This is a genomic window from Bacillus sp. ISL-7 (genome assembly GCF_018613065.1).
In genome coordinates, this window is record NZ_JAGGQW010000031.1 from 79277 (window position 1) to 99023 (window position 19747).

At 38.7% G+C, this 19747-nt stretch carries 20 protein-coding genes; all 20 read right to left on the reverse strand.

Features of this window, described 5'->3' with window-relative positions; all coding sequences use genetic code 11:
• Positions 1-40: 40 nt before the first annotated feature.
• The 20 genes from J7E66_RS09565 to J7E66_RS09660 all read right to left on the reverse strand — a co-directional run bounded on the left by J7E66_RS09565 (position 41) and on the right by J7E66_RS09660 (position 19728).
• A complete protein-coding gene (locus J7E66_RS09565) occupies positions 41-1336 on the reverse strand; it encodes an aspartate aminotransferase family protein (protein ID WP_214999529.1) in 1296 nt (431 codons plus the stop codon).
• A complete protein-coding gene (locus tag J7E66_RS09570) occupies positions 1320-2705 on the reverse strand; it encodes an aminotransferase family protein (protein ID WP_214999530.1) in 1386 nt (461 codons plus the stop codon). Before J7E66_RS09570 ends, J7E66_RS09565 begins: the two co-directional genes overlap by 17 nt.
• On the reverse strand, positions 2693-3883 hold the full coding sequence (locus J7E66_RS09575; protein WP_214999533.1) for a thiolase family protein: 1191 nt from the start codon (positions 3881-3883) through the stop codon (positions 2693-2695). The genes J7E66_RS09570 and J7E66_RS09575 overlap by 13 nt, the downstream gene beginning before the upstream one ends.
• Complete coding sequence (locus J7E66_RS09580) at positions 3883-4545, reverse strand: 3-oxoacid CoA-transferase subunit B (protein ID WP_214999535.1); 663 nt, start codon at positions 4543-4545, stop codon at positions 3883-3885. The genes J7E66_RS09575 and J7E66_RS09580 overlap by 1 nt, the downstream gene beginning before the upstream one ends.
• A 1-nt stretch (position 4546) precedes the next feature.
• On the reverse strand, positions 4547-5203 hold the full coding sequence (locus J7E66_RS09585) for a CoA transferase subunit A (RefSeq protein ID WP_214999537.1): 657 nt from the start codon (positions 5201-5203) through the stop codon (positions 4547-4549).
• Positions 5204-5393: 190 nt separating this feature from the next.
• Positions 5394-5723: a DUF3870 domain-containing protein gene (locus J7E66_RS09590; RefSeq protein WP_168242528.1), complete on the reverse strand. Its 330-nt coding sequence runs from the start codon at positions 5721-5723 to the stop codon at positions 5394-5396.
• 215 nt (positions 5724-5938) lie between these two features.
• Positions 5939-6820, reverse strand: a complete 882-nt coding sequence (gene pdxS / locus J7E66_RS09595; protein ID WP_214999539.1) for a pyridoxal 5'-phosphate synthase lyase subunit PdxS — start codon at positions 6818-6820, stop codon at positions 5939-5941.
• Positions 6821-7193: 373 nt separating this feature from the next.
• Positions 7194-8447, reverse strand: coding sequence for an MFS transporter (locus tag J7E66_RS09600; RefSeq protein WP_214999541.1), 1254 nt, complete (start codon positions 8445-8447; stop codon positions 7194-7196).
• Positions 8448-8524: 77 nt separating this feature from the next.
• Positions 8525-8815, reverse strand: a complete 291-nt coding sequence (yhfH, locus tag J7E66_RS32820; RefSeq protein ID WP_374103839.1) for a protein YhfH — start codon at positions 8813-8815, stop codon at positions 8525-8527.
• 164 nt (positions 8816-8979) lie between these two features.
• A complete protein-coding gene (locus J7E66_RS09610) occupies positions 8980-9903 on the reverse strand; it encodes a phytanoyl-CoA dioxygenase family protein (protein ID WP_214999544.1) in 924 nt (307 codons plus the stop codon).
• Between the two features lie 686 nt (positions 9904-10589).
• Positions 10590-11708 (reverse strand): Gfo/Idh/MocA family protein, encoded by a 1119-nt coding sequence (locus tag J7E66_RS09615; protein WP_214999546.1) that lies wholly within the window; start codon positions 11706-11708, stop codon positions 10590-10592.
• A gap of 28 nt (positions 11709-11736) precedes the next feature.
• The gene (locus J7E66_RS09620; RefSeq protein ID WP_214717082.1) at positions 11737-11916 is read right to left on the reverse strand and encodes a hypothetical protein; all 180 of its coding nucleotides are present in this window, start codon (positions 11914-11916) and stop codon (positions 11737-11739) included.
• Positions 11891-12904 carry an ROK family glucokinase gene (locus J7E66_RS09625; RefSeq protein WP_214999553.1) on the reverse strand — a complete coding sequence of 338 codons (1014 nt, stop codon included), beginning with the start codon at positions 12902-12904 and terminating at the stop codon, positions 11891-11893. The genes J7E66_RS09620 and J7E66_RS09625 overlap by 26 nt, the downstream gene beginning before the upstream one ends.
• Positions 12905-13086: 182 nt before the next feature.
• Positions 13087-14805 carry an acetate--CoA ligase gene (gene acsA / locus J7E66_RS09630; RefSeq protein WP_214999554.1) on the reverse strand — a complete coding sequence of 573 codons (1719 nt, stop codon included), beginning with the start codon at positions 14803-14805 and terminating at the stop codon, positions 13087-13089.
• 33 nt (positions 14806-14838) lie between these two features.
• The gene (gene yhfH / locus J7E66_RS32825; protein WP_214999556.1) at positions 14839-15006 is read right to left on the reverse strand and encodes a protein YhfH; all 168 of its coding nucleotides are present in this window, start codon (positions 15004-15006) and stop codon (positions 14839-14841) included.
• Positions 15007-15059: 53 nt separating this feature from the next.
• A complete protein-coding gene (locus tag J7E66_RS09640) occupies positions 15060-15254 on the reverse strand; it encodes a hypothetical protein (protein WP_214999558.1) in 195 nt (64 codons plus the stop codon).
• A 203-nt stretch (positions 15255-15457) separates the two neighbouring features.
• Positions 15458-16381, reverse strand: coding sequence for a phytanoyl-CoA dioxygenase family protein (locus tag J7E66_RS09645; protein ID WP_214999560.1), 924 nt, complete (start codon positions 16379-16381; stop codon positions 15458-15460).
• A gap of 443 nt (positions 16382-16824) precedes the next feature.
• Positions 16825-17748 (reverse strand): phytanoyl-CoA dioxygenase family protein, encoded by a 924-nt coding sequence (locus tag J7E66_RS09650; protein WP_214999562.1) that lies wholly within the window; start codon positions 17746-17748, stop codon positions 16825-16827.
• Between the two features lie 34 nt (positions 17749-17782).
• On the reverse strand, positions 17783-18733 hold the full coding sequence (locus tag J7E66_RS09655) for a substrate-binding domain-containing protein (protein WP_214999563.1): 951 nt from the start codon (positions 18731-18733) through the stop codon (positions 17783-17785).
• Between the two features lie 26 nt (positions 18734-18759).
• Positions 18760-19728, reverse strand: coding sequence for an ABC transporter permease (locus J7E66_RS09660; RefSeq protein WP_214999985.1), 969 nt, complete (start codon positions 19726-19728; stop codon positions 18760-18762).
• Positions 19729-19747: the final 19 nt, after the last annotated feature.

Here is a 19747-nt window from a genome sequence, read left to right on the forward strand (position 1 = left end):
AACTTGACCTCCTTTTTCGTGGTATTCCGAGGAATCGAAATTAGTTTCCGGAAATAGTTTCTGTTATCACATCTTCTAAAATCGTTAATCCTATATCTAGTACATCTTCTTGAATATTAAGAGGCAGCATTAATCGGATCGTTTGCCCGCTTACACCGCAGTTCATAATGAGCAATCCATTTTCCAGTGCTTTCGATTTAATTTTCGGTACTAAGAAAGCAGCAGATTGCGAATCAAATTCAATACCAATCATCATGCCGACTCCTCGAACTTCAACAATGCCCGGTAAATGTCCTACCGAATTATGAAGTCGACCGACAATCTCGGCACCGAGTTTAGCACTCCGTTCTACTAGCTTCTCTTCCTCAATAACCTCAATGTTTGCCAATGCCGCAGCACAAGAAACTGGATTTCCTCCAAATGTCGAACCATGACCGGCCGTCGGCCATTTTTCATGAAGCTCACGACTTGCTACAATGGCACCAAGAGGCATTCCGCCGGAAAGGGCTTTTGCCAGTACTAAAATATCAGGAGTCACATTCGCATGCTCTGCCGCGAACATCTTGCCTGTACGGCCAAATCCTGTTTGTACTTCATCAAAGATAAGTAAAATGCCGTGTTCCTCTGTAATCTTTCTTAACTCCTGCAAAAAGCTTGGCGGTGCCGGATAATAGCCGCCTTCACCCATTACCGGTTCAATGATGATAGCCGCCACACGTGAAGGATCCACGCGTAGATCGAACAATTTTTGAAGCTGATTCAAACAATACTCTTCAGCTTCTTCTTCTCTAATGTTTTTCAGCTGGCTGGGATACGGATATGGAACGTGATACACCTCACCTAAAATCGGTTCATAAAAACGGCGGTATTTAGAGCTTGATGCCGTAATCGCTGTTGCTCCTAATGTACGGCCATGAAACGATCCTTCAAAAGCAATGATGGCGGGTCTCCCTGTGGCCGCCTTTGCTAGTTTAAGTGCACCGTCGATAGCTTCAGCTCCCGAATTGGAGAAAAAGACAGTGTCTAGATTTCCTGGTGTGATTTGAGCAAGCTTTTCTGCCAAATTCGCTGCCGTTTCATAATAACCATAGTTCAATCCAAGATGAATCAAATTTTCAGCTTGCTTTTTAATGGCTTCCACCATTTTTTCGTTCGTATGCCCGACTGCATTGACGGCCACTCCTGAAACAAAATCGATATATTCCTTTCCGTCTGTTGTCCAAAATTTGGCGCCATGCGCTTTTTCAATGACAAGCTCCGTTACCCTTGTCATGACCGGTGATAAATGCTTTCGTGCTTTTTCTTGAATTTCGTTTGTTTTACTTTGTAATTTCATATGCCTCATCCTTTCTAAATTGGCCCTGGAATATCGATAATGATTCATCTAGTATTCTCACAATTTCATCAATTTCTATTTTCGTGACATTTAAAGGAGGACTGATGATAAAGTGCTCCCCCATGGTGCCGTCAATTGAACCGGAACCGGGATAAAAAACCGCACCGAGTTCCGTCGCAATTCCATTCAATCTTTCAGCAGCTTTTTCAGTTGGATTGAACAATAGATCCTGCTCACGATCCTTCACAAGCTCCATACCGATTAAAAGCCCTCTGCCCCGAACATCAGATATATAAGAATGTTTTTGCTTCAGTTCCATAAGACGGTTGAAAAGGTAGGTCCCTTGTTTTTTGACGTTTTCCAGCACCATATCTCGCTCATATACGTCTAATGCAGCAAGACCCGCTGCCACTGCCACAGGATGCCCGCTATAGGTATAGCCGTGAATAAATTTCCCGTCACTGTTTTGAATGAGTCCATCGATTAACCGTTCATGAACAATCATTCCGGCCAGCGGAGCATATCCTGCCGAAACCCCTTTTCCAAACGTGATGATATCAGGTTCGATTCCAATCTGTTCTGTCGCAAAGTTGGTACCAGTACGGCCAAATCCAGTCATCACTTCATCGATAATTAAGACGATTTCGTAACGATCACACAGCTCTCGAACTTTCTCAAAATACCCCAGCGGCGGTGGAACAGCACCTTGCTGGCTTCCGACAATCGGTTCGGCGATAAATGCCGACACGTTCTCAGGACCAATTTCTAAAATGGTTCTTTCAATATCCGTTACACACGTCCAGTTTTGTTTGGAGAGACAATCATCTTTTTGACGATCGTATGGACATCGGTGGCAGTAAGGAGAATAGACATGGGCATAGTTTAAAAGATTAGGAGTGTATGCATGCCTTCTTTTAACGTCTCCTCCTGCTGATAAAGAGCCGATGGTGTTTCCGTGATACGATTGCCATCGCCCGATCACCATGTGTTTTTGGGGTCTCCCGGCGTCCCTATGATATTGCCTCGCCAGCTTCAAAGCACTTTCATTTGCTTCGGAGCCTCCGGTTGTAAAATACACTTTATTTAAATGGCCGGGGGCCATTTTTCCGATTGTTTCAGCCAGTTCATGCAACGCTTTCGTCTCGAAGCGCATTGTATGGACGAAAGCTGCTTTTTTTGCTTGTTCTGCCATGGCCTCTCCTATAGAACTAATCCCATGGCCCAAGTTGGCTGCAACCGCTCCCGAGCAAGCATCCAAATATTTTTTCCCGTTCTCATCTATGAGATAGACCCCTTCACCGTGGGTAATAATCGGGTACTCCTTTTTTAAATCACGATGAAACACGTAGTCTTTTTTTATTCCATCCATCTTTCCACCACCATTGCCATTCCTAATCCTCCTGCCACACAAATCGTTGCAAGGCCATATTGCCGCTTTTGTTTTTCAAGCTCATGACATAATGTAGTGACGATTCTTGCACCGGAGCACCCAAGTGGATGCCCTAAGGCAATCGCTCCTCCGTTTACATTCACTTTATCTCCTTTTATGTCCCATTCTTTTAAACAAGCAAGACTTTGAGCGGCAAATGCTTCATTTAATTCAATCAAATCGATATCCTCCAAAAGAAGACCCGCTTTTTTCAAAGCAATTTGGGATGCAGGAACCGGACCAATTCCCATTTCTTTTGGTGATACACCCGCTGCAGCAAAGGAACGAATCCTTGCCATCGGAACCACTCCAAGTTGTTTCGCTTTTTCTTCCGACATCAACAGCAGCATCGAGGCGCCATCATTTCTTCCGGATGAGTTTCCGGCAGTTACCGTACCATTCTTTTGAAACACAGAACTTAATGTTCCTAACTTTTCAATGTCCGTCAATCTTGGGTACTCATCTATCGCAAAGTGTCTAATCCCCTTTTTCCCTTCCTTTACCGGAACAGGAATGATTTCTTCTTCAAAATGGCCCAATTCAATTGCACGTTTCGATTTTTGCTGACTCGTGAAGGCAAATTCATCTTGTTCACGGCGGCTAATGTTATATTTTTCAGCCAGCCACTCAGCTGTTTGCCCCATCGTGAAACGGCCGTATATCTCCTCCGGCTGCGATTTTGGCTGACTTTCCGTATTTGAATCATACAGCGTCATATCTCCCATCTTGTGGCCGAAACGAGTGCCAACCATATAATGAGGCGCTTGCGACATATTTTCGACGCCTCCTGCTAAAACGACTTCCGCCTGACCAGTCAAAATGGACATCGCCCCGTTAATGACAGCCTGCATGCCCGAACCACACTGACGATGAACAGTATAAGCAGGAATCGATTCTGGAAAATGGGACTGTAATGCCGCGACTCTTGCAATATTCGGAGCATGCGCACTCTGCTTTGTTTGGCCGACGATGACTTCATCGACAATATTGGCACCGTATCCGGAAGCAGAAAGATTATTTTTCATGATGAGAGATACGAGCTCTTCTGGAGGCGTATCTGCCAGTGATCCGCCGAAGCTTCCGATAGCAGTCCGAAACGCATTTACGATTACAACCACTATGCAGTCACCTCTTTGCCTCTATTGAAAGATTCAGCAATTTGAAAGGGTGCGTCCGTTTTCTGTTGAACTTCCTCAAGGGAAGTTCCAGGGGACAGCTCAATAAGATGAAGTCCATCTTCCTTTACAGCGAACACCGCCAAATCGGTAATAATTAAATCCACTATTCGTTCCGATGTGATCGGATAGGTTAATTCCTTGACAATTTTTGACTCTCCCTGGTTAGAAGTATGCATTGTTGTTACGATTACCTTTTTGGAGCCTTCCAATAAATCCATCGCCCCGCCTACACCAAGAACACTTTTTCCTGGGACGGCCCAGTTGGCGATCCGGCCAATTGCATCGATTTGCAGCACACCAAGAATCGAAACGCTTACATGTCCGCCGCGAATCATTGCAAAAGAGGAAGCGCTATCAAAATAGGATGACCCTTCCAATACTGTGACAGGAAGTTTTCCTGCATTGACAAGATTTTGGTCAATATGCTCTGGATCAGGCGTAGGACCTACTCCAAGAATGCCGTTTTCAGAGTGTAAAAAAACTTTAACATCTGATGGAATGTAATCAGCCACCAGCGTTGGAATCCCTATCCCCAAATTGACGATATCCCCATCCTTCAATTCCTTCGCCGCTCTTGCAGCAATGTATTGTTTCACGTTCAAGCTAGTTCCCGCCCTTCACAACGATAAAATCAACGTATAAATGAGGAGTCACAATTTCTTCAGGAGAAATTTGGCCTACCTCCACAATCTCGTCCACCTCGGCAATAACCACATCCGCAGCTGTTGCCATCATCGGATTGAAGTTTCTTGCCGATTTGTTGTAGATGAGATTTCCTAATTGATCCGCTTTTTTCGCTTTAATTAAAGCAAAATTGGCTTTAAGCGGCTCTTGGAACACATATTTTTTACCGTTAAGGGTACGCTCTTCTTTGTTTTCGGCGATTTTTGTTCCTACGCTGACCGGTGTATAAAACCCTCCTAGTCCCCCACCACCCGCTCGAATGGCTTCAGACATCGTTCCCTGAGGGAGAAGCTCCACTTCCATTTCCTTATCCTGATAAGCCTTAACCACCTCCGGGTTGCTTGTAAAATACGAACCTATCGCTTTTTTCACTTGCTTTTGCCGTACTAAAACTCCAAGACCTCTGCCTGGTTCACCAAGGTTATTACTAATAATCTCTAAGTCTTTCACTTTCGTTTGCGCCAAAGCGGCTATTAAACTAAGCGGACTTCCTACAAGTCCAAATCCACCTACCATAATTCGAGAGCCGCTTTTAACCTTTTTTACAGCTTCTTCGCATGTAATCAGCTTGCTCATGTTTTTTTATCCCTGCCTCTCCATCGACTTTTGTGGGTGTAACAATTCGTTAAAATAAAAAACCGAGCAAAACATAAATCTCTATAAAGAATGTCGTTCCAACGAACATTCCTTACAAAGAGTTCATGTTTGCCCGGTTTTAATAAGACCATGGGAAGAGGTCATCTTCCCACTTTATTATAACCAAACGTTATGTATTCATTTGCTTCACATTATCCCAGTAACGTTGAACTGCAGCTTGTAGAGCCACAATGATCGCTTGCTGGGATGGAGCAAAATAAAAACTTTGAATTCGTTTAATCAACTGCTCGACACCGTCTTCAAGACAGTATCCTATCAGCAGTTTTTGAAAATAATTTTTAGTTAGTTCAGTTACGAATGTGAATTCAGCTCCGATAATCTTATGATCTTTCAGATTCACTTCGAGAACAATTCCCGCATGCTTATACATTTCATACATGGAAGTTCCCTGTGGAGCTTTTGCATATCCTGTAACAATCACTGTTTCCAGTGTTTGCATGCTATAATCCACCTTTCAAAAATCCACTGAACATGTTTCTAACACGAGTATACGGGTCAGAATAAACAATGTCAATGTGAATATTTTAAATTTTCAAAAATGTTAAAGCGCTTTCACTAACAAGAAAGAGCTTACGACTATTTTTTAGACCTATACACAATAAATAGATTATTCTCCCCTGTATGTTAAAATCCTTCTAGAAAAATTTGAATTTTTTACCAACCACGTTCCTGCATTCGCGCTTCAGGAGACAGAGTTGAAATCTCAATACCTTTCATTGCAATTCCAAGATTTTTTGAAATCTCTGCAATTAGTTTATAGTCCTTATAGTGGGTTGTTGCTTCCACGATAGCTTTAGCGAATTTTGCGGGGTTATCAGATTTGAAGATTCCAGAACCAACAAATACTCCATCAGCACCTAATTGCATCATAAGTGCAGCATCAGCAGGCGTTGCTACTCCACCAGCTGCAAAGTTTACTACAGGTAGACGTCCGTGACGCTTAATCTCTAGAAGAAGTTCATATGGAGCTCCAAGTAGCTTAGCCTCTGTCATCAATTCATCTTCACTCATTGTAGCGACTTTACGTACTTGTGCATTTACCTTACGGATATGGCGAACAGCTTCTACGATATTACCAGTTCCCGGCTCTCCTTTTGTACGAAGCATGGATGCACCTTCACCTATACGGCGTGCTGCTTCGCCAAGATCACGGCAACCACAAACAAATGGAACAGTGTAATCATTTTTATTTAGATGATACTCTTCATCTGCTGGTGTTAAAACTTCACTCTCATCAATATAATCAACACCCATTGCTTCAAGTACTCGGGCTTCTACGATGTGTCCGATACGTGCTTTTGCCATAACTGGAATAGACACCGCATTCATAACTTCTTCAGTAATTCGTGGATCTGCCATTCTTGCTACTCCGCCACTTGCACGGATATCAGAAGGAACGCGCTCCAATGCCATTACAGCTACCGCTCCTGCTTCCTCTGCTATTTTTGCTTGCTCAGCATTCACAACGTCCATAATGACGCCGCCCTTTTGCATTTCAGCCATACCTCTTTTTACACGATCCGTACCTGTTTTCATTGTTAAGCCTCCTTAGATGATTATAAACGTACCTACTTCTTTTAACAGGAAAATCTTTAATTTTCACTTATAAACTTGCAATTACCGTGCCAATATTAAAAACACCTATTTGTTCACTATTTGTGGAAACAACATGCAAAATTTATTGGCACCATCCTTGTTTTTTTTGCAGGTAAACCGCAAAAATTTCGTTGAATTTTAGAGGGGTAATAGATTTTGCCACCAGTCTGCCACCAATTTTAATTATTACGTGACCAATATGTGACCAAAGGTGTGACCTGTTATTTTGTAATATGATATAAATGCATCCTTTTAACGAAAAAAAGAAGTACTGCTTGAGTACCTCTTTGAAAACATTTAAATTTAGATTGTGTCAAGCCCTTAAACGCTCTAGTTCATTATTTAGCTCACCATTTACGGAAGATTGTCTTTTATCCTTAAAGAGGAAGAAGAATACTACTGCGACGATTGCCGCAACTACTGCCGGATAAGTCCAGAAAGCTTGCCATTGAGCAAGAGAAGCGGTTCCAGTTTCCGTGACTGTTTGATTAAAGAGATTTCCAGCAAAATAGGATCCTACAAACATACCAATACCCTGAGTAAACATAATAATTAATCCTTGCGCTTGACCCTTTATTTTTTCATCTGCCACTTCATCAGTATAAAGGTATCCTGAAACAAAGAAAAAGTCCCAACATAATCCGTGTAAGGCAATACCAATATACATTAATGGTACGATTCCTTCAGGTGCACCAAACGCAAATAACGACATCCGTAATACCCATGCGAGCATGCCAACTAAAAACATCCATTTGAATCCTAATTTGCGATAAAAAAAAGGAAGTAACAACATAAATATCACTTCAGATATTTGACCAATTGTCATAACGGATGAAACATCTTTCACTCCAGTATCACCAAGAAATACTGAGGTAAAAGACATGTATGTTGCATGATCTAGGAAAAGCACTGTTGTACATAATATAAATACTAAATAGTAACGATTTTTTAACAATTGCAGTGCATCAAGACAAAATATGTCTCTTAGGGATAACGGTTTCCCTTTACCAGGCGCCGGAGTGTTTGGCAAGGTAAAACTGTATAGGCCAAGCAGAATTGACATAACAGCACCGATTTGTAGAGCAACTGGGCTACCTGAAAAACCAAGGCTTCCAATTAAAACGCTTGCAACGATAAACCCAAGAGTTCCGCATACACGGATAAATGGAAAGGCTTTAACTGGGTTTTGAACATTATGAAAACTTATATTATTCGTTAAGGAATAAGTCGGATTAAAACACAACATATAAAGAAACATTAGCCATAAAAAGGCGGTTCCATTATTTGAATAGATTTGTACCGGAAGAAACCATAACAAGATACCTCCAACAATATTAACAATCCCTAACATTTTTTGAGATGGAAAGAATCGGTCCGAAATCATACCTATGAAAATCGGAGAAATAATAGCTGCAATACCACCAATCGAGTACGCAGTACCAATTATAGAAGATAGTCCATGTTTACTAAGAATATAACCCAAAGTAGCCAACCATGTACCTAGGGTAAAGTATTGAAAAAACATCATTGCTGAGAGACGTGTAATTATATATGAATTACGTTGCAAATTTTTCACTCCTATTAATAAAATTACCAGGGTTTTGCCAATAAAACTTATCTGAACTGTGTACAGCAGTAATTCGATCAATGGACTCTGTATACATTTTTCATGTGGCAGGATGCAGATGCCTTAGCCTCTCTTTCCTGCTTGTGAAAACAACTCATTGTGCATTTCATTCTTTTTGAATTAAGACACTCTACTGAAAATGCCGAATCTTCCTTTTTTGACACCATCTCAAAAGTAAACGATTTTGAACAATTATCACAAGTGTTGACATAAGATTCAAATTGTTCTTCTATTTTCTTACCACAATTTGTACAAGTTTTACTAGGTAAATTCTTAAAAAATTCTGTCATTTTAATCAGCATTTTCATTACCTCCACTTGTCTCTAGTTTTACTCCCAGTAGTTAAAGCGTTTTCTTTTTTGTTTTAGAAAAACCTAGCATTGCTGTTTCTAACAAAAATATATTTTTATACCGATTCTGTTATGATTCTACAGAATCGGTATATTCTAGCTAATATATTTTAAAATCCAATTTACCATTTTTTAAGTCCCAATAATTTCTCACCTAATTCAGTAAGTTCAGCTCGTTGGTATTTTTCTTTCTCCCAATTTCGAGGATCTCCCAGGAATGCAATTCCTTCTGGAATCTCTCTATCTCTCATTTGTGTAATTCTCCATTGTTTTAATTCTTCATTGTTTTCCTGTGCCGGGAACATAGAAATGTATTGATGAATATTTGGTGTATTCGAAACATTTTTACGTAAACCATGAGGTTGCATGACATGGAAAATTAACAAGTCTCCCGCTTTCAAAGTTACTGGTGTTGGTGTATAGCCTGTAAAATCTGGGTGATATGGATCTCTATCTGCAGGTTGAGTTTTTACCCACTTAGGAAAATCTTTAAATAACTCAGGAATGACATTCAATCCACCATTATCTACATCCGTATCTGTTAAGAAAAGAATACCCTGAACATTTACTGGAAGCGGATCTAATGAAGTATCACCATCCCAGTGGATAAATCCTTCAAATTCAAAAGTTCCTGGTTTATTAGGGAAGCTCATGTTACATCTGTCAATACTTGTCCATAATTTTTCTGTTCCCCAAATATCTACAAACGCATCGTATACTTTTTGATAGGAACGATTGTCCCAGAAGTATTGATGATTATATAACTCCACCATTCCGGCTCCACGGAGTTCTGGCATTAGATGCTCACGAAGTGGTGCTCTGTACCAGGTAGAAGGATCAGTAGGGTCTTTTTCTTCAAAATCCCAAATAAGGTTAACAGTTCGATCTATATACTCTTTTGGAACAACATTAGGAACGACTACGTATCCGTTTTCTTTCCAAAATTTAAATTCCTCTTCCGTTAACACTCTTAATGGTTCGTTGTTAGGACGTTCATTCAATGGAATATCAATCTCCAGAATATTATTGACTTTTGTTTTAGCCATTTTTAAAATCCTCCTCTATCGGGGTTAGATGTTTTATGTTGTATATTAAATTAATCCACTTACCCTATACCAAAACGCTTACTAATGCTGCCAAGATGATACACGCAGTAGCATCTTTGATAAATAGGTTAATCTTTTGTTGTCAGTTTCACTATTGTTTTTAAGTAACCTGACAATTTAAATATACTATTGTCATAGTGTTAATACTATTAACTATCGTGTTGATTTGATGAAAAAACTACAATATATTGCTATTTGATGTTATTCATTTGAAAAATGATCAGGTTAAAAATCGGATTTATCATGGAGATTTCAAAAATTCAGAAGAAAAGGCAAAATAAACATCACAAGAAATAAAGAAGACTTAGTATAAAAAATTAATAGGGAGAAATTTTAATTATCAATTCAAAAATTCAATATATTGTTGTAGCACTAAAAAAACTATAACATCTTGCTATCCGAGTAAGATTTCCAACAAAAATGTTGTCCCTTTTTAAATGGTTAACATTTTTTCCTGACATATAGAACACTCTCGTAATAGCATTCTCGTAGATAAAAAAAAGACTGTCTAAAAAGGTCTATAATTAATGACCTTTTCGGGCAGCCTTTCCTTTTTCCTTTTAACGAATATTTTTTAATTTATACTTTTGATTCTAGTTTTTTGATTCAATACTTATTTAATACCTTTATGTTGTGAGAACTTCTTCTTCATTCGTGAATTCAATCGTTTTGCTTGTTGCTGCAGATTCATAAATAGCCTCAAGTATTCTTGTAACCTGGTATGCTTGTTCAGGAGTGACAACCGGTTCCTTGTCTTCAAGAATAGCATTAATCCATTGACCAAGTTCACGATCCGCATCTGATTCTTCATTTGGTGAGTGGTAAGAAATCTCTGCGGCATTTTGTAATTTCGTCTCAATAAGCTGCCCATACATTTCACCGTTAAAGACTAATTCGTGTTTATTTGTTAAATTGTTTCTCCTCATTTCTGCTCCGCCTTTAGTTCCTGACAAAGTGGTCATTGCTTCGCGCTCATCTAAAGTATTCAGTAACCAAGCCGTCTCTAAATAAATGGTTGCTCCGTTTTTCATTTTTATAAAAGCAAAAGCAGATTCTTCTACGTCGAATCTATTCGGATCCCATGGTCCGAATAGATTTGCTTGATTTTGGTTTTTTAATTTGTTAAAAGTAACTCCCGTAACCGTATCAACTTCATAGTTATTCATACACCACAATGTCAAATCAAGCGCATGTGTTCCGATATCGATTAACGGCCCTCCTCCCTGTAATTCTTTATTCATGAATGCTCCCCATGTTGGAACACCACGACGTCGAACAGCATGAGCTTTTGCTACATAGATTTCTCCTAAATCTCCTCTATCACAAGCCTGTTTTAATAATAGCGAATCTACTCTAAACCGATTTTGATAAGCAATAGTTATTTTTTTTCCTGATCGCTTTGCAGCATCTAGCATTTCTTTTGCTTCCTTTGAGCTAGTAGCCATCGGTTTTTCACACATGACATGCTTACCTGCATCGAGAGCTGCAACTGTAATAGGAGCATGCAATACATTAGGCGTACACACATGGACTACATCTATATTGCTATCTGCCACTAACTCTCGGTAATCTGTGTAAATCCTTGCATTTTTACTGAATTTTTCTGCAGCATTACGTGCACTTTCTTCATTTCCACTACAAAATGCAACTACTTCTACCTTATCACTTAACTTTATTAAGGCCGGCAGATGTTTCTGTAAGGCAATTGCCCCACAACCAATGATCCCAACTTTTAATTTATTCATGGGTAGACCTCCGCATCTTTCTTCCTGTTTAGATATTTAGACCTGTCTGTTTGATAACTTCAGGCCAACATAGTTTTAACCTACGGCAAATCGTTGTACTATACACTTGCCCTTTTTTCTTCAACAAATCATAATCCCTTTGAGTAGTTGAACCAATTCGAAGCAATTCTTTTTTTAAATTTTCAAGAGTTTCTTCCTTTGATTTCAAACAATTCACCACCATTTTTTGTTGAAAGTGTTTCTTTCGCCAGCCAGGCTCCGCCAAGTACACCAGCATCATTACCTAATGTTGCAATAACTAGTTCCACACCTTGAGCAACTTTCGGAAAAGCAAATTGAGCAAATTGCTCTTTCAAAGGTATCATCAAGCTATCGCCCCCATTTGAAACGCCGCCACCAATAACAATTTTTTTCGGATTTAAGCTGTTAGCTAAATTTGCCAGTGATAATCCTAAATGGAATGTTACTTGGTGAATAATACGTTTTGCCGTTTGATCACCTTCATTTACTGCATCAAAAATTTGCTTCGACGTAACCGTTTGATGTTTAGTATAATAATCTTTTAATTTACTAAATTCTTCAGAATGAGTGAGCTCTTCTAAAGCCAGACGGACAATTCCTGTAGCAGATGCTACCGTTTCTAAGCATCCCTTTTTCCCACAATTACAAAGAAAGCCGTCTCTTGGGATGGATGTAATATGACCTATTTCCCCACCAGCTCCATTTTCACCGTGAACGATCTTGCCATTGACGATAATGCCACCTCCAACACCAGTTCCTAAGGTTATAAATATCAGGTTTTTAGCACCATTACCCGCACCTTTCCACATTTCACCGATTGCTGCCAAATTTGCATCATTCTCAACAACTACAGGCAAGGAGGTTTCCTGTTTTAAAATGTCTCGTAAAGGGAAGTTGTCCCAGCCTAAATTTACAGCCACTTCAATCGATCCGTTTTGAACATTTACAGGACCCGGTGCTCCAATTCCTATGCCAATTAACTTATTTTTGTTTTGCTTCAATACTTCTAATTGTTGATCAATTGATATTGCTATATCGGTTGGGATGTGCTTCCCTTTTTCACTTTTGTTTGTAGGAATTTCCCATTTATTAATAATCCCGCCATTTGGATTAATAAACGCCATTTTAATAGTAGTTCCACCTAGGTCTACACCCACTAACCATTTTTCATACAAACTGATTCATCCCTTTTTGATAGAAATTTTATAATGTTAATGAAAAAGCAACACTTCTGTGTAATGTTTATTAGCGTAAAAACTCGAATTGACTGGAAAGAACAAATGAGAATGTTAACCACTTAAGCATAAATAAATGAACATGAAAGTTAGATTTCATGTTCATTTATTTATCTGGTTTTCTAGTCTTCCATTGTTGATAAATCACCAGTTGGCAAATTTAGCTCCCAGGCTTTTAAAACGCGCCTCATTATTTTTCCACTTCTTGTTTTTGGTAGGGTATTCAGAAATTCAATATCCCTTGGTGCAGCGTGGGCAGCAAGACCTTTTTTTACAAATTGCCTGATTTCGTCTTTTAGCACATCTGATGCGGTATAGCCTTCTCTCAGAGCAATAAAGGCTTTAATTATCTCCCCGCGAACAGGGTCAGGTTTTCCGATAACGCCCGCTTCAGCTACTGCAGGATGCTCAACAAGCTTGCTTTCCACTTCAAACGGTCCAACCCGCTCGCCAGATGTCATAATAACATCATCAATTCGGCCTTGGAACCAGAAATATCCATCTTCATCCATATAGGCTGAATCACCTGATATATACCAATTATTCGGTAAGAAATAAGAATCATATTTCTCCTGGTTGTTCCAAACAGCTCTCATCATAGACGGCCAGCCTTTTTTAATGGCTAAATTCGCCATGTGATAAGGCGGTAATTCTTCTCCATGGTCATCAACTACGGCTGCCTGAACTCCCGGTATTGGTTTACCCATAGATCCCGGTTTAATTTCCATGGATGGATAATTGCAGATAACCTGCGCTCCCGTTTCTGTCATCCACCATGTATCATGAATGTGCAAATCAAAAACTTTCTTTCCCCAAAAAATAACTTCAGGATTTAATGGTTCTCCAACACTTAAGATGTGCCGAAGTGAACTCAAATCAAATTTTGTTACCAATCCATCACCCGCTCCCATTAACATACGGAATGCAGTAGGAGCACTATACCAGACAGTTACGCCATAATTTTTGATTGTTTGATACCATTCTTCCGGGCTAAAGCGCCCGCCTCGGATTACGTTTGTAGCACCAACTAACCAAGGAGCAAATACACCGTATGATGTACCTGTTACCCAGCCTGGATCTGCCGTGCACCAATACACATCATCATCTCTTAAATCCAAAACCCATTTAGCTGTTTGAATGTGCTGGACCATCGCATTGTGAACATGAAGTACTCCCTTTGGTTTTCCGGTTGAACCTGAAGTATAATGAAGGACTAGGCCATCCTCTCGATCCATCCACTGAAGTTCCAAATTTTCGTAAGCAGTTTCCATTCTTTTGTTAAAATCAATAAAAGGCCCTTCTTCTTTAACACCATTTCCAACAATAAAAACGTGCTTTAAATCCGGCAAATCATTAATTGGGACACGCCCCAAAAGCTCAGGTGTCGTCACAAGAACCTTTGCTTTACTATCTTCCAAACGATCGCGAACAGCTTCTTCCATAAACGCTTCGAATAACGGACCAACAATTGCCCCTAATTTTATCGCTCCTAATAGCACAAAATAGAATTCAGGGGAGCGCGGCATAAAAATAAACACCCTGTCACCTTTTTTTACACCTGACGCCTCTTTGAGAACATTCCCAGCTCGATTTGAAAAATTCTTCATATCTTGAAATGTGTACTGCTCAATACGGTCTGTATCAGAAAAATATAAGGCTATTTTATTCTTTTTCTCCGAGTTGACATGCCGATCGATTGCTTCATAAGCCATATTTACAAGACCAGTTATGTTCCAAGAAAAATTTTCTTCTGCTTGAGACCAGTCAAACGTCTCGTAAGTTTCCTTATAATTTTCTAAATTAAACGCGCCTTTTTGCTTAGAAATCATTTCAAACTTCATTTTTTGCCCCCTTTGGTTGTTGTCACGTGGTTTTCATTGCTTCCTTTCAAATGTTGGTCTACTAAGAAACCCCTCAAAAATCAAAGAATGTTTATTACACTTATTGACATAGCTTTCATATTGTTCTTCGATTACCTTACCGCAGATTTCACATTTTTTATTTGGTAAATTTCTCAAAAATTCTGTCATTTTAGTCAACATGATTGTTACCTCCTTCTGGGTCTTAAGTTATAAACTAAATATAATAATGTTCACTAAACAGCAGATTTATCTTTTGTTTTTAATAATAAGGACTTATCTAATGGCAAAATAGAAAATAATTTAAAGTGAGCTGGTTTGGAGCATAAAATACAGCTATGTTCCCAATATTTATGAGATAATTTCTGTACATGTGGTACATTAAAAAAATTTAACGCTTCTTTTAAATGGTTTTCACAGACTGTTATCATTCAAAAACCCCTCACAATGGTTATGTTTTATTAACAACAAGAATGAGTTTTCCTTTGTTAAGGCGTTTTCTTCTTTGTTTAAAAAGTAATTGTTATTTATTATTACTATTAAGAAAATAAAAGGTTTTCTTATATTAAAACTTATACCGACTCCACTAACTTGTTAAGATTAGTAGAATCGGTAAATATTTTTTAAATTCTCTTTACCATTTTTTAAGTCCCAATAATTTCTCACCTAATTCAGTAAGTTCAGCTTGTTTGTATTTTTCTTTCTCCAAATTTCGAGGATCTCCTAGGAATGCAATTCCTTCTGGAATCTCTCTATCTCTCCATTGTGTAATTCTCCATTGTTTTAATTCTTCATTGTGTTCCTGTGCCGGGAACATAGAAATGTATTGATGAATATTTGGTGTGATCGAAACATTTTTACGTAAACCATGTGGTTGCATGACATGGAAAATTAACAAGTCTCCTGCTTTCAAAGTTACAGGCGTTGGTGTATAGCCTGTATAATCTGGGTGATAAGGATCTCTATCTGCAGGTTGAGTTTTTACCCACTCAGGAAAATCTCTAAATAACTCAGGAATGACATTCAATCCACCATTTTCTACATCCGTATCTGTTAAGAAAAGAATCCCCTGAATATTAACTGGAAGCGGATCTAATGAAGTATCACCATCCCAGTGGATGAACCCTTCAAATTCAAATGTTCCAGGTTTATTAGGGAAGCTCAAGTTACATCTGTCAATACTAGTCCATAATTTCTCAGTTCCCCAAATATCTACAAATGTATCGTATACTTTTTGATAGGAACGGTTGTCCCAGAAGTATTGATGGTTATATAACTCTACCATTCCAGCTCCACGTAATTCTGGCATTTGATGCTCACGAAGTGGTGCTCTGTACCAAGTAGAAGAATCATTAGGGTCTTTTTCTTCAAACTCCCAAATGAGATTCACTGTTCGATCAATATTTTCTTTAGGAACAACATTACGAACGACAACGTATCCGTTTTCTTTCCAAAATTTAAATTCCTCTTCCGTTAACACTCTTAATGGTTCATTGTTAGGACGTTCATTCAAAGGAATATCAATCTCAAGAATATTATTTACTTTTGTTTTTGTCATAATAAAACTCCTCCTATCAGGTTTAAACGATTTTTATTTGGTTTTGTTTTTCAATAATCTAACAATTTAAATATAATATTTTCACTGTGTTAATACTATAAACTATCGTGCTTAGTTAAGAAAAAAAGTATAATATATTGCTATTTAATATTGATCATTTGTATGTGGCAATGTTAATAGTAGGTTTAATCATGGAATAGTTGTCAGGAACTTGGAAGGAAAGATAGAAAATCTATTTTAAAAACAACCTTTTTTCTCATATTTTGTAAAAATCCAATATATTGCTACACCTTTTAACAAACTATAATATATTGCTAAAAGAAAAAAAAAAAAAAGAATGCCCTAAAAGGAACTCTCCCCTATTAGAACACCCTCTTTTTCCGCGGCTTATCCTTTTCCTATTGGAACTTTTTCTTTCAACAAATTAGAAATTTATTGCCGATTTACCAATTTTTCAAGCCCAATAACTTTTCACCTAATTCGGTAAGTTGGGCTCTATCATATTTCACTTGTTCCCAATTTCGTGTGTCTCCTGGGAATGCCTCTCCCTCAGGCTTAATCCTTTCTTGCCAGGATTGGATTCTCACCTCTGTTAATTCCTGATTATTTTCTTGTGCTGGAAACATGGAGATATATTGTGCCAATCGTGCTTTTTCAGAATAGTTTGGTCGAATTCCGTGTGGCTGCATACTATTGAAAATTAACAAATCCCCGGCTTTAGTTACTACTTTTGTTGGCGTAAAGCCTGATGTATCCGGTTTATATGGGTCTCGATCAGCAGACTGAGTATTCACCCATTCATCAAAAGTTCTGTAAAGTTCCGGAATACACTGGAATCCACCCATATCTACATCCGTATCAACTAAGGATAAAACACCTTGGACATTCACAGGAATCGGATCTAAAGAAGTATCTACATCCCAATGAATAAATCCTTTATATTCATGACCTGGTTTGATTGGAAGATTTAGATTACATCGATCAATACTCACCCATAATTTTTCTGTTCCCCAAATATCTACAAATGCATTATAAATTTTTTCATACATACGGTTATCCCACAGATACTGATGGTTATATAACTCCACCATACCGGTGTTCATTAGTTCCTTCATTGCCATTTCACGGCCTTGACGAGTGTACCAAGTGGATGAATCATTAGGGTCTTTTTCTTCAAACTCCCAGATCAATTTTACAATTCGATCGATATGATCCTTTGGAACTGCATTACGAATAATAGCGTAACCATTTTCTTTCCAAAACTTCCAATCTTCTTCACTCAATACCCTCAACGGTTCATTATTCATACGTTCATTTAATGGGGTTACGATTTCAAGGATATTATTTAGTATTTTTTCTTCCTTCATTTTAAATTCCTCCTTCTTTTATGCATTCAAATGGTTATTTACCTTTAAATTGGTCGAGATTTTCTTTTGTAACCAATTGGAAAGGAATCATGTTATTTATTTCTACTTTCTCTCCCTTTGCCGCCTTAACCGCTACATCCACCGACATTTCCCCTTGTGCATCCACATCCTGGAACACAGTTGCCGTTAACTCTCCTGCTTGAATGGAATTCAAAGCATCTGGAATGGCATCGATACCAATGACTTTTATATCCTTTAATTTTCCTGCTGCACTTAATGCTTTTATTGCCCCTAATGCCATTTCATCATTTTGTGCGACAATCGCATCGAGCTTCTGCGATTGTAACCAGTTTTCTGTTAATGAAAGTGCTTCCTCTCGTGACCAATTCGCTGTTTGCTCCGCAGCCACTTTTATATCAGGATGATCTTTTAAGACCGCCTTATTTCCTTTAGTTCTATTAACCTCGGCGGAATTTCCGTTAGGCCCATGGATAATGGCGATTGTACCTTTTCCACCTAATAATTCGGCAACATGATTCATTTCTATAATTCCGGCTTCTACATCGTCAGATCCAACATGCGCTGTTGCCTTTTCTTCATTAGATACCACTGCAAGTACCGTAATAATAGGAATATTTGCTGCTACAGCCTGTTCAACCACTGCGGCACTGCCATCCTTGTCGGCCGGGTTTAATATAATGGCATCCACTTGCTGATTAATAAGGTTTTCTACTTGGCTGATTTGATTTTCAGCCTTACCTTCTCCATCTGATTCTATTAATTCAATACCTGAAGATTTAGCATGTTTTCTAATTGAATCTTGTAAACCAACAATATATTCATTTTGTAAATTTTGGTATAAAACACCAATCTTTATTTTCCCATTCTCAGTTCCACTTGTTTTTTCTTCCGCTTTGCCAGAACAACCACTTAAGATACCAAGAATCATGAATAAAACTGCAGCTATAACTTTTACCTTTTTCATACACTCACTCCTATAGTCTTATTTTTTTAATGGTGATTCTTTTTATCTAGAAGAACGGCTATAACGATGATCGCTCCCTTTAAAATTTGCTGGTAGTAGGAGGAGACATTCAGTAAGTCAAGGCCATTATTCATTACTCCAATAATCAATACCCCAACGACGGTTCCAATAATGCTTCCTACTCCGCCAAAAAGACTTGTTCCTCCAATAACGACTGCTGCAATGGCATCAAGTTCATATCCCTGACCTAACACCGGGGATCCTGACATGATTCGAGATGAGAGAATCATCCCCCCGATTCCCGCTAACAGTCCTGCAATCGCGTACACGCTAATTTTGACGGAGGTAACGCGAATCCCTGATAGTTTAGCAGACTGTTCGTTTCCACCAGTCGCAAATACATGCCTTCCGAAAACCGTAAAATTAAGCATAAAAATTCCGATAATGACAATAACCACAAAAGCGATCACGGGAATTGGGAGACCTAATAGGTATCCGCTTCCAATATTGTTAAAAGTATCGCTAAGTCCTATAACGGGTCGTCCATCCGTATAAACCATAGCAAGTCCTCTAGCAGCGGTCATCATTCCTAGCGTAGCAATAAAGGGTGCTACCTTCCATTTTGCAACTAAGACACCATTAATCAGGCCGCATGCTAAACCAACTGTTATCCCAGTTATAATTGGAATAAAAATAGAATAATGACTGTCAGTTTGTGCAAAGCTTGCAGCAACAACGGCTGAAAGCGCCATAATGGAACCGACAGAAAGGTCAATCCCTCCGGTAATGATAATGAAGGACATTCCAATCGCTACGATACCTATAATCGATACTTGCCGCAATATATTGATCATATTGGTGGCGGTTAAAAACGATTCTGAGGAGATCGATAAGATTATAAACAGGATTGCAAAAGCAATATAAATGCCGTATTTAGCAAGAATCTTTCCTGTACTCCCTGACTTTATTACCGATTGCGAATTAACCATGCCCATTATACTAAATTTTGCTGCT

What these genes read in the sequence shown, in the direction of transcription:
- J7E66_RS09565 (WP_214999529.1), bottom strand. Translation starts at nt 1,336, where the DNA reads ATGAAATTACAAAGTAAAACAAACGAAATTCAAGAAAAAGCACGAAAG.
- J7E66_RS09570 (WP_214999530.1), bottom strand. Translation starts at nt 2,705, where the DNA reads ATGGATGGAATAAAAAAAGACTACGTGTTTCATCGTGATTTAAAAAAG.
- J7E66_RS09585 (WP_214999537.1), bottom strand. Translation starts at nt 5,203, where the DNA reads ATGAGCAAGCTGATTACATGCGAAGAAGCTGTAAAAAAGGTTAAAAGC.
- J7E66_RS09590 (WP_168242528.1), bottom strand. Translation starts at nt 5,723, where the DNA reads ATGCAAACACTGGAAACAGTGATTGTTACAGGATATGCAAAAGCTCCA.
- pdxS (WP_214999539.1), bottom strand. Translation starts at nt 6,820, where the DNA reads ATGAAAACAGGTACGGATCGTGTAAAAAGAGGTATGGCTGAAATGCAA.
- yhfH (WP_374103839.1), bottom strand. Translation starts at nt 8,815, where the DNA reads ATGAAAATGCTGATTAAAATGACAGAATTTTTTAAGAATTTACCTAGT.
- J7E66_RS09610 (WP_214999544.1), bottom strand. Translation starts at nt 9,903, where the DNA reads ATGGCTAAAACAAAAGTCAATAATATTCTGGAGATTGATATTCCATTG.
- J7E66_RS09615 (WP_214999546.1), bottom strand. Translation starts at nt 11,708, where the DNA reads ATGAATAAATTAAAAGTTGGGATCATTGGTTGTGGGGCAATTGCCTTA.
- acsA (WP_214999554.1), bottom strand. Translation starts at nt 14,805, where the DNA reads ATGAAGTTTGAAATGATTTCTAAGCAAAAAGGCGCGTTTAATTTAGAA.
- yhfH (WP_214999556.1), bottom strand. Translation starts at nt 15,006, where the DNA reads ATGTTGACTAAAATGACAGAATTTTTGAGAAATTTACCAAATAAAAAA.
- J7E66_RS09640 (WP_214999558.1), bottom strand. Translation starts at nt 15,254, where the DNA reads ATGATAACAGTCTGTGAAAACCATTTAAAAGAAGCGTTAAATTTTTTT.
- J7E66_RS09645 (WP_214999560.1), bottom strand. Translation starts at nt 16,381, where the DNA reads ATGACAAAAACAAAAGTAAATAATATTCTTGAGATTGATATTCCTTTG.
- J7E66_RS09650 (WP_214999562.1), bottom strand. Translation starts at nt 17,748, where the DNA reads ATGAAGGAAGAAAAAATACTAAATAATATCCTTGAAATCGTAACCCCA.
- J7E66_RS09655 (WP_214999563.1), bottom strand. Translation starts at nt 18,733, where the DNA reads ATGAAAAAGGTAAAAGTTATAGCTGCAGTTTTATTCATGATTCTTGGT.
- J7E66_RS09660 (WP_214999985.1), bottom strand. Translation starts at nt 19,728, where the DNA reads ATGGGCATGGTTAATTCGCAATCGGTAATAAAGTCAGGGAGTACAGGA.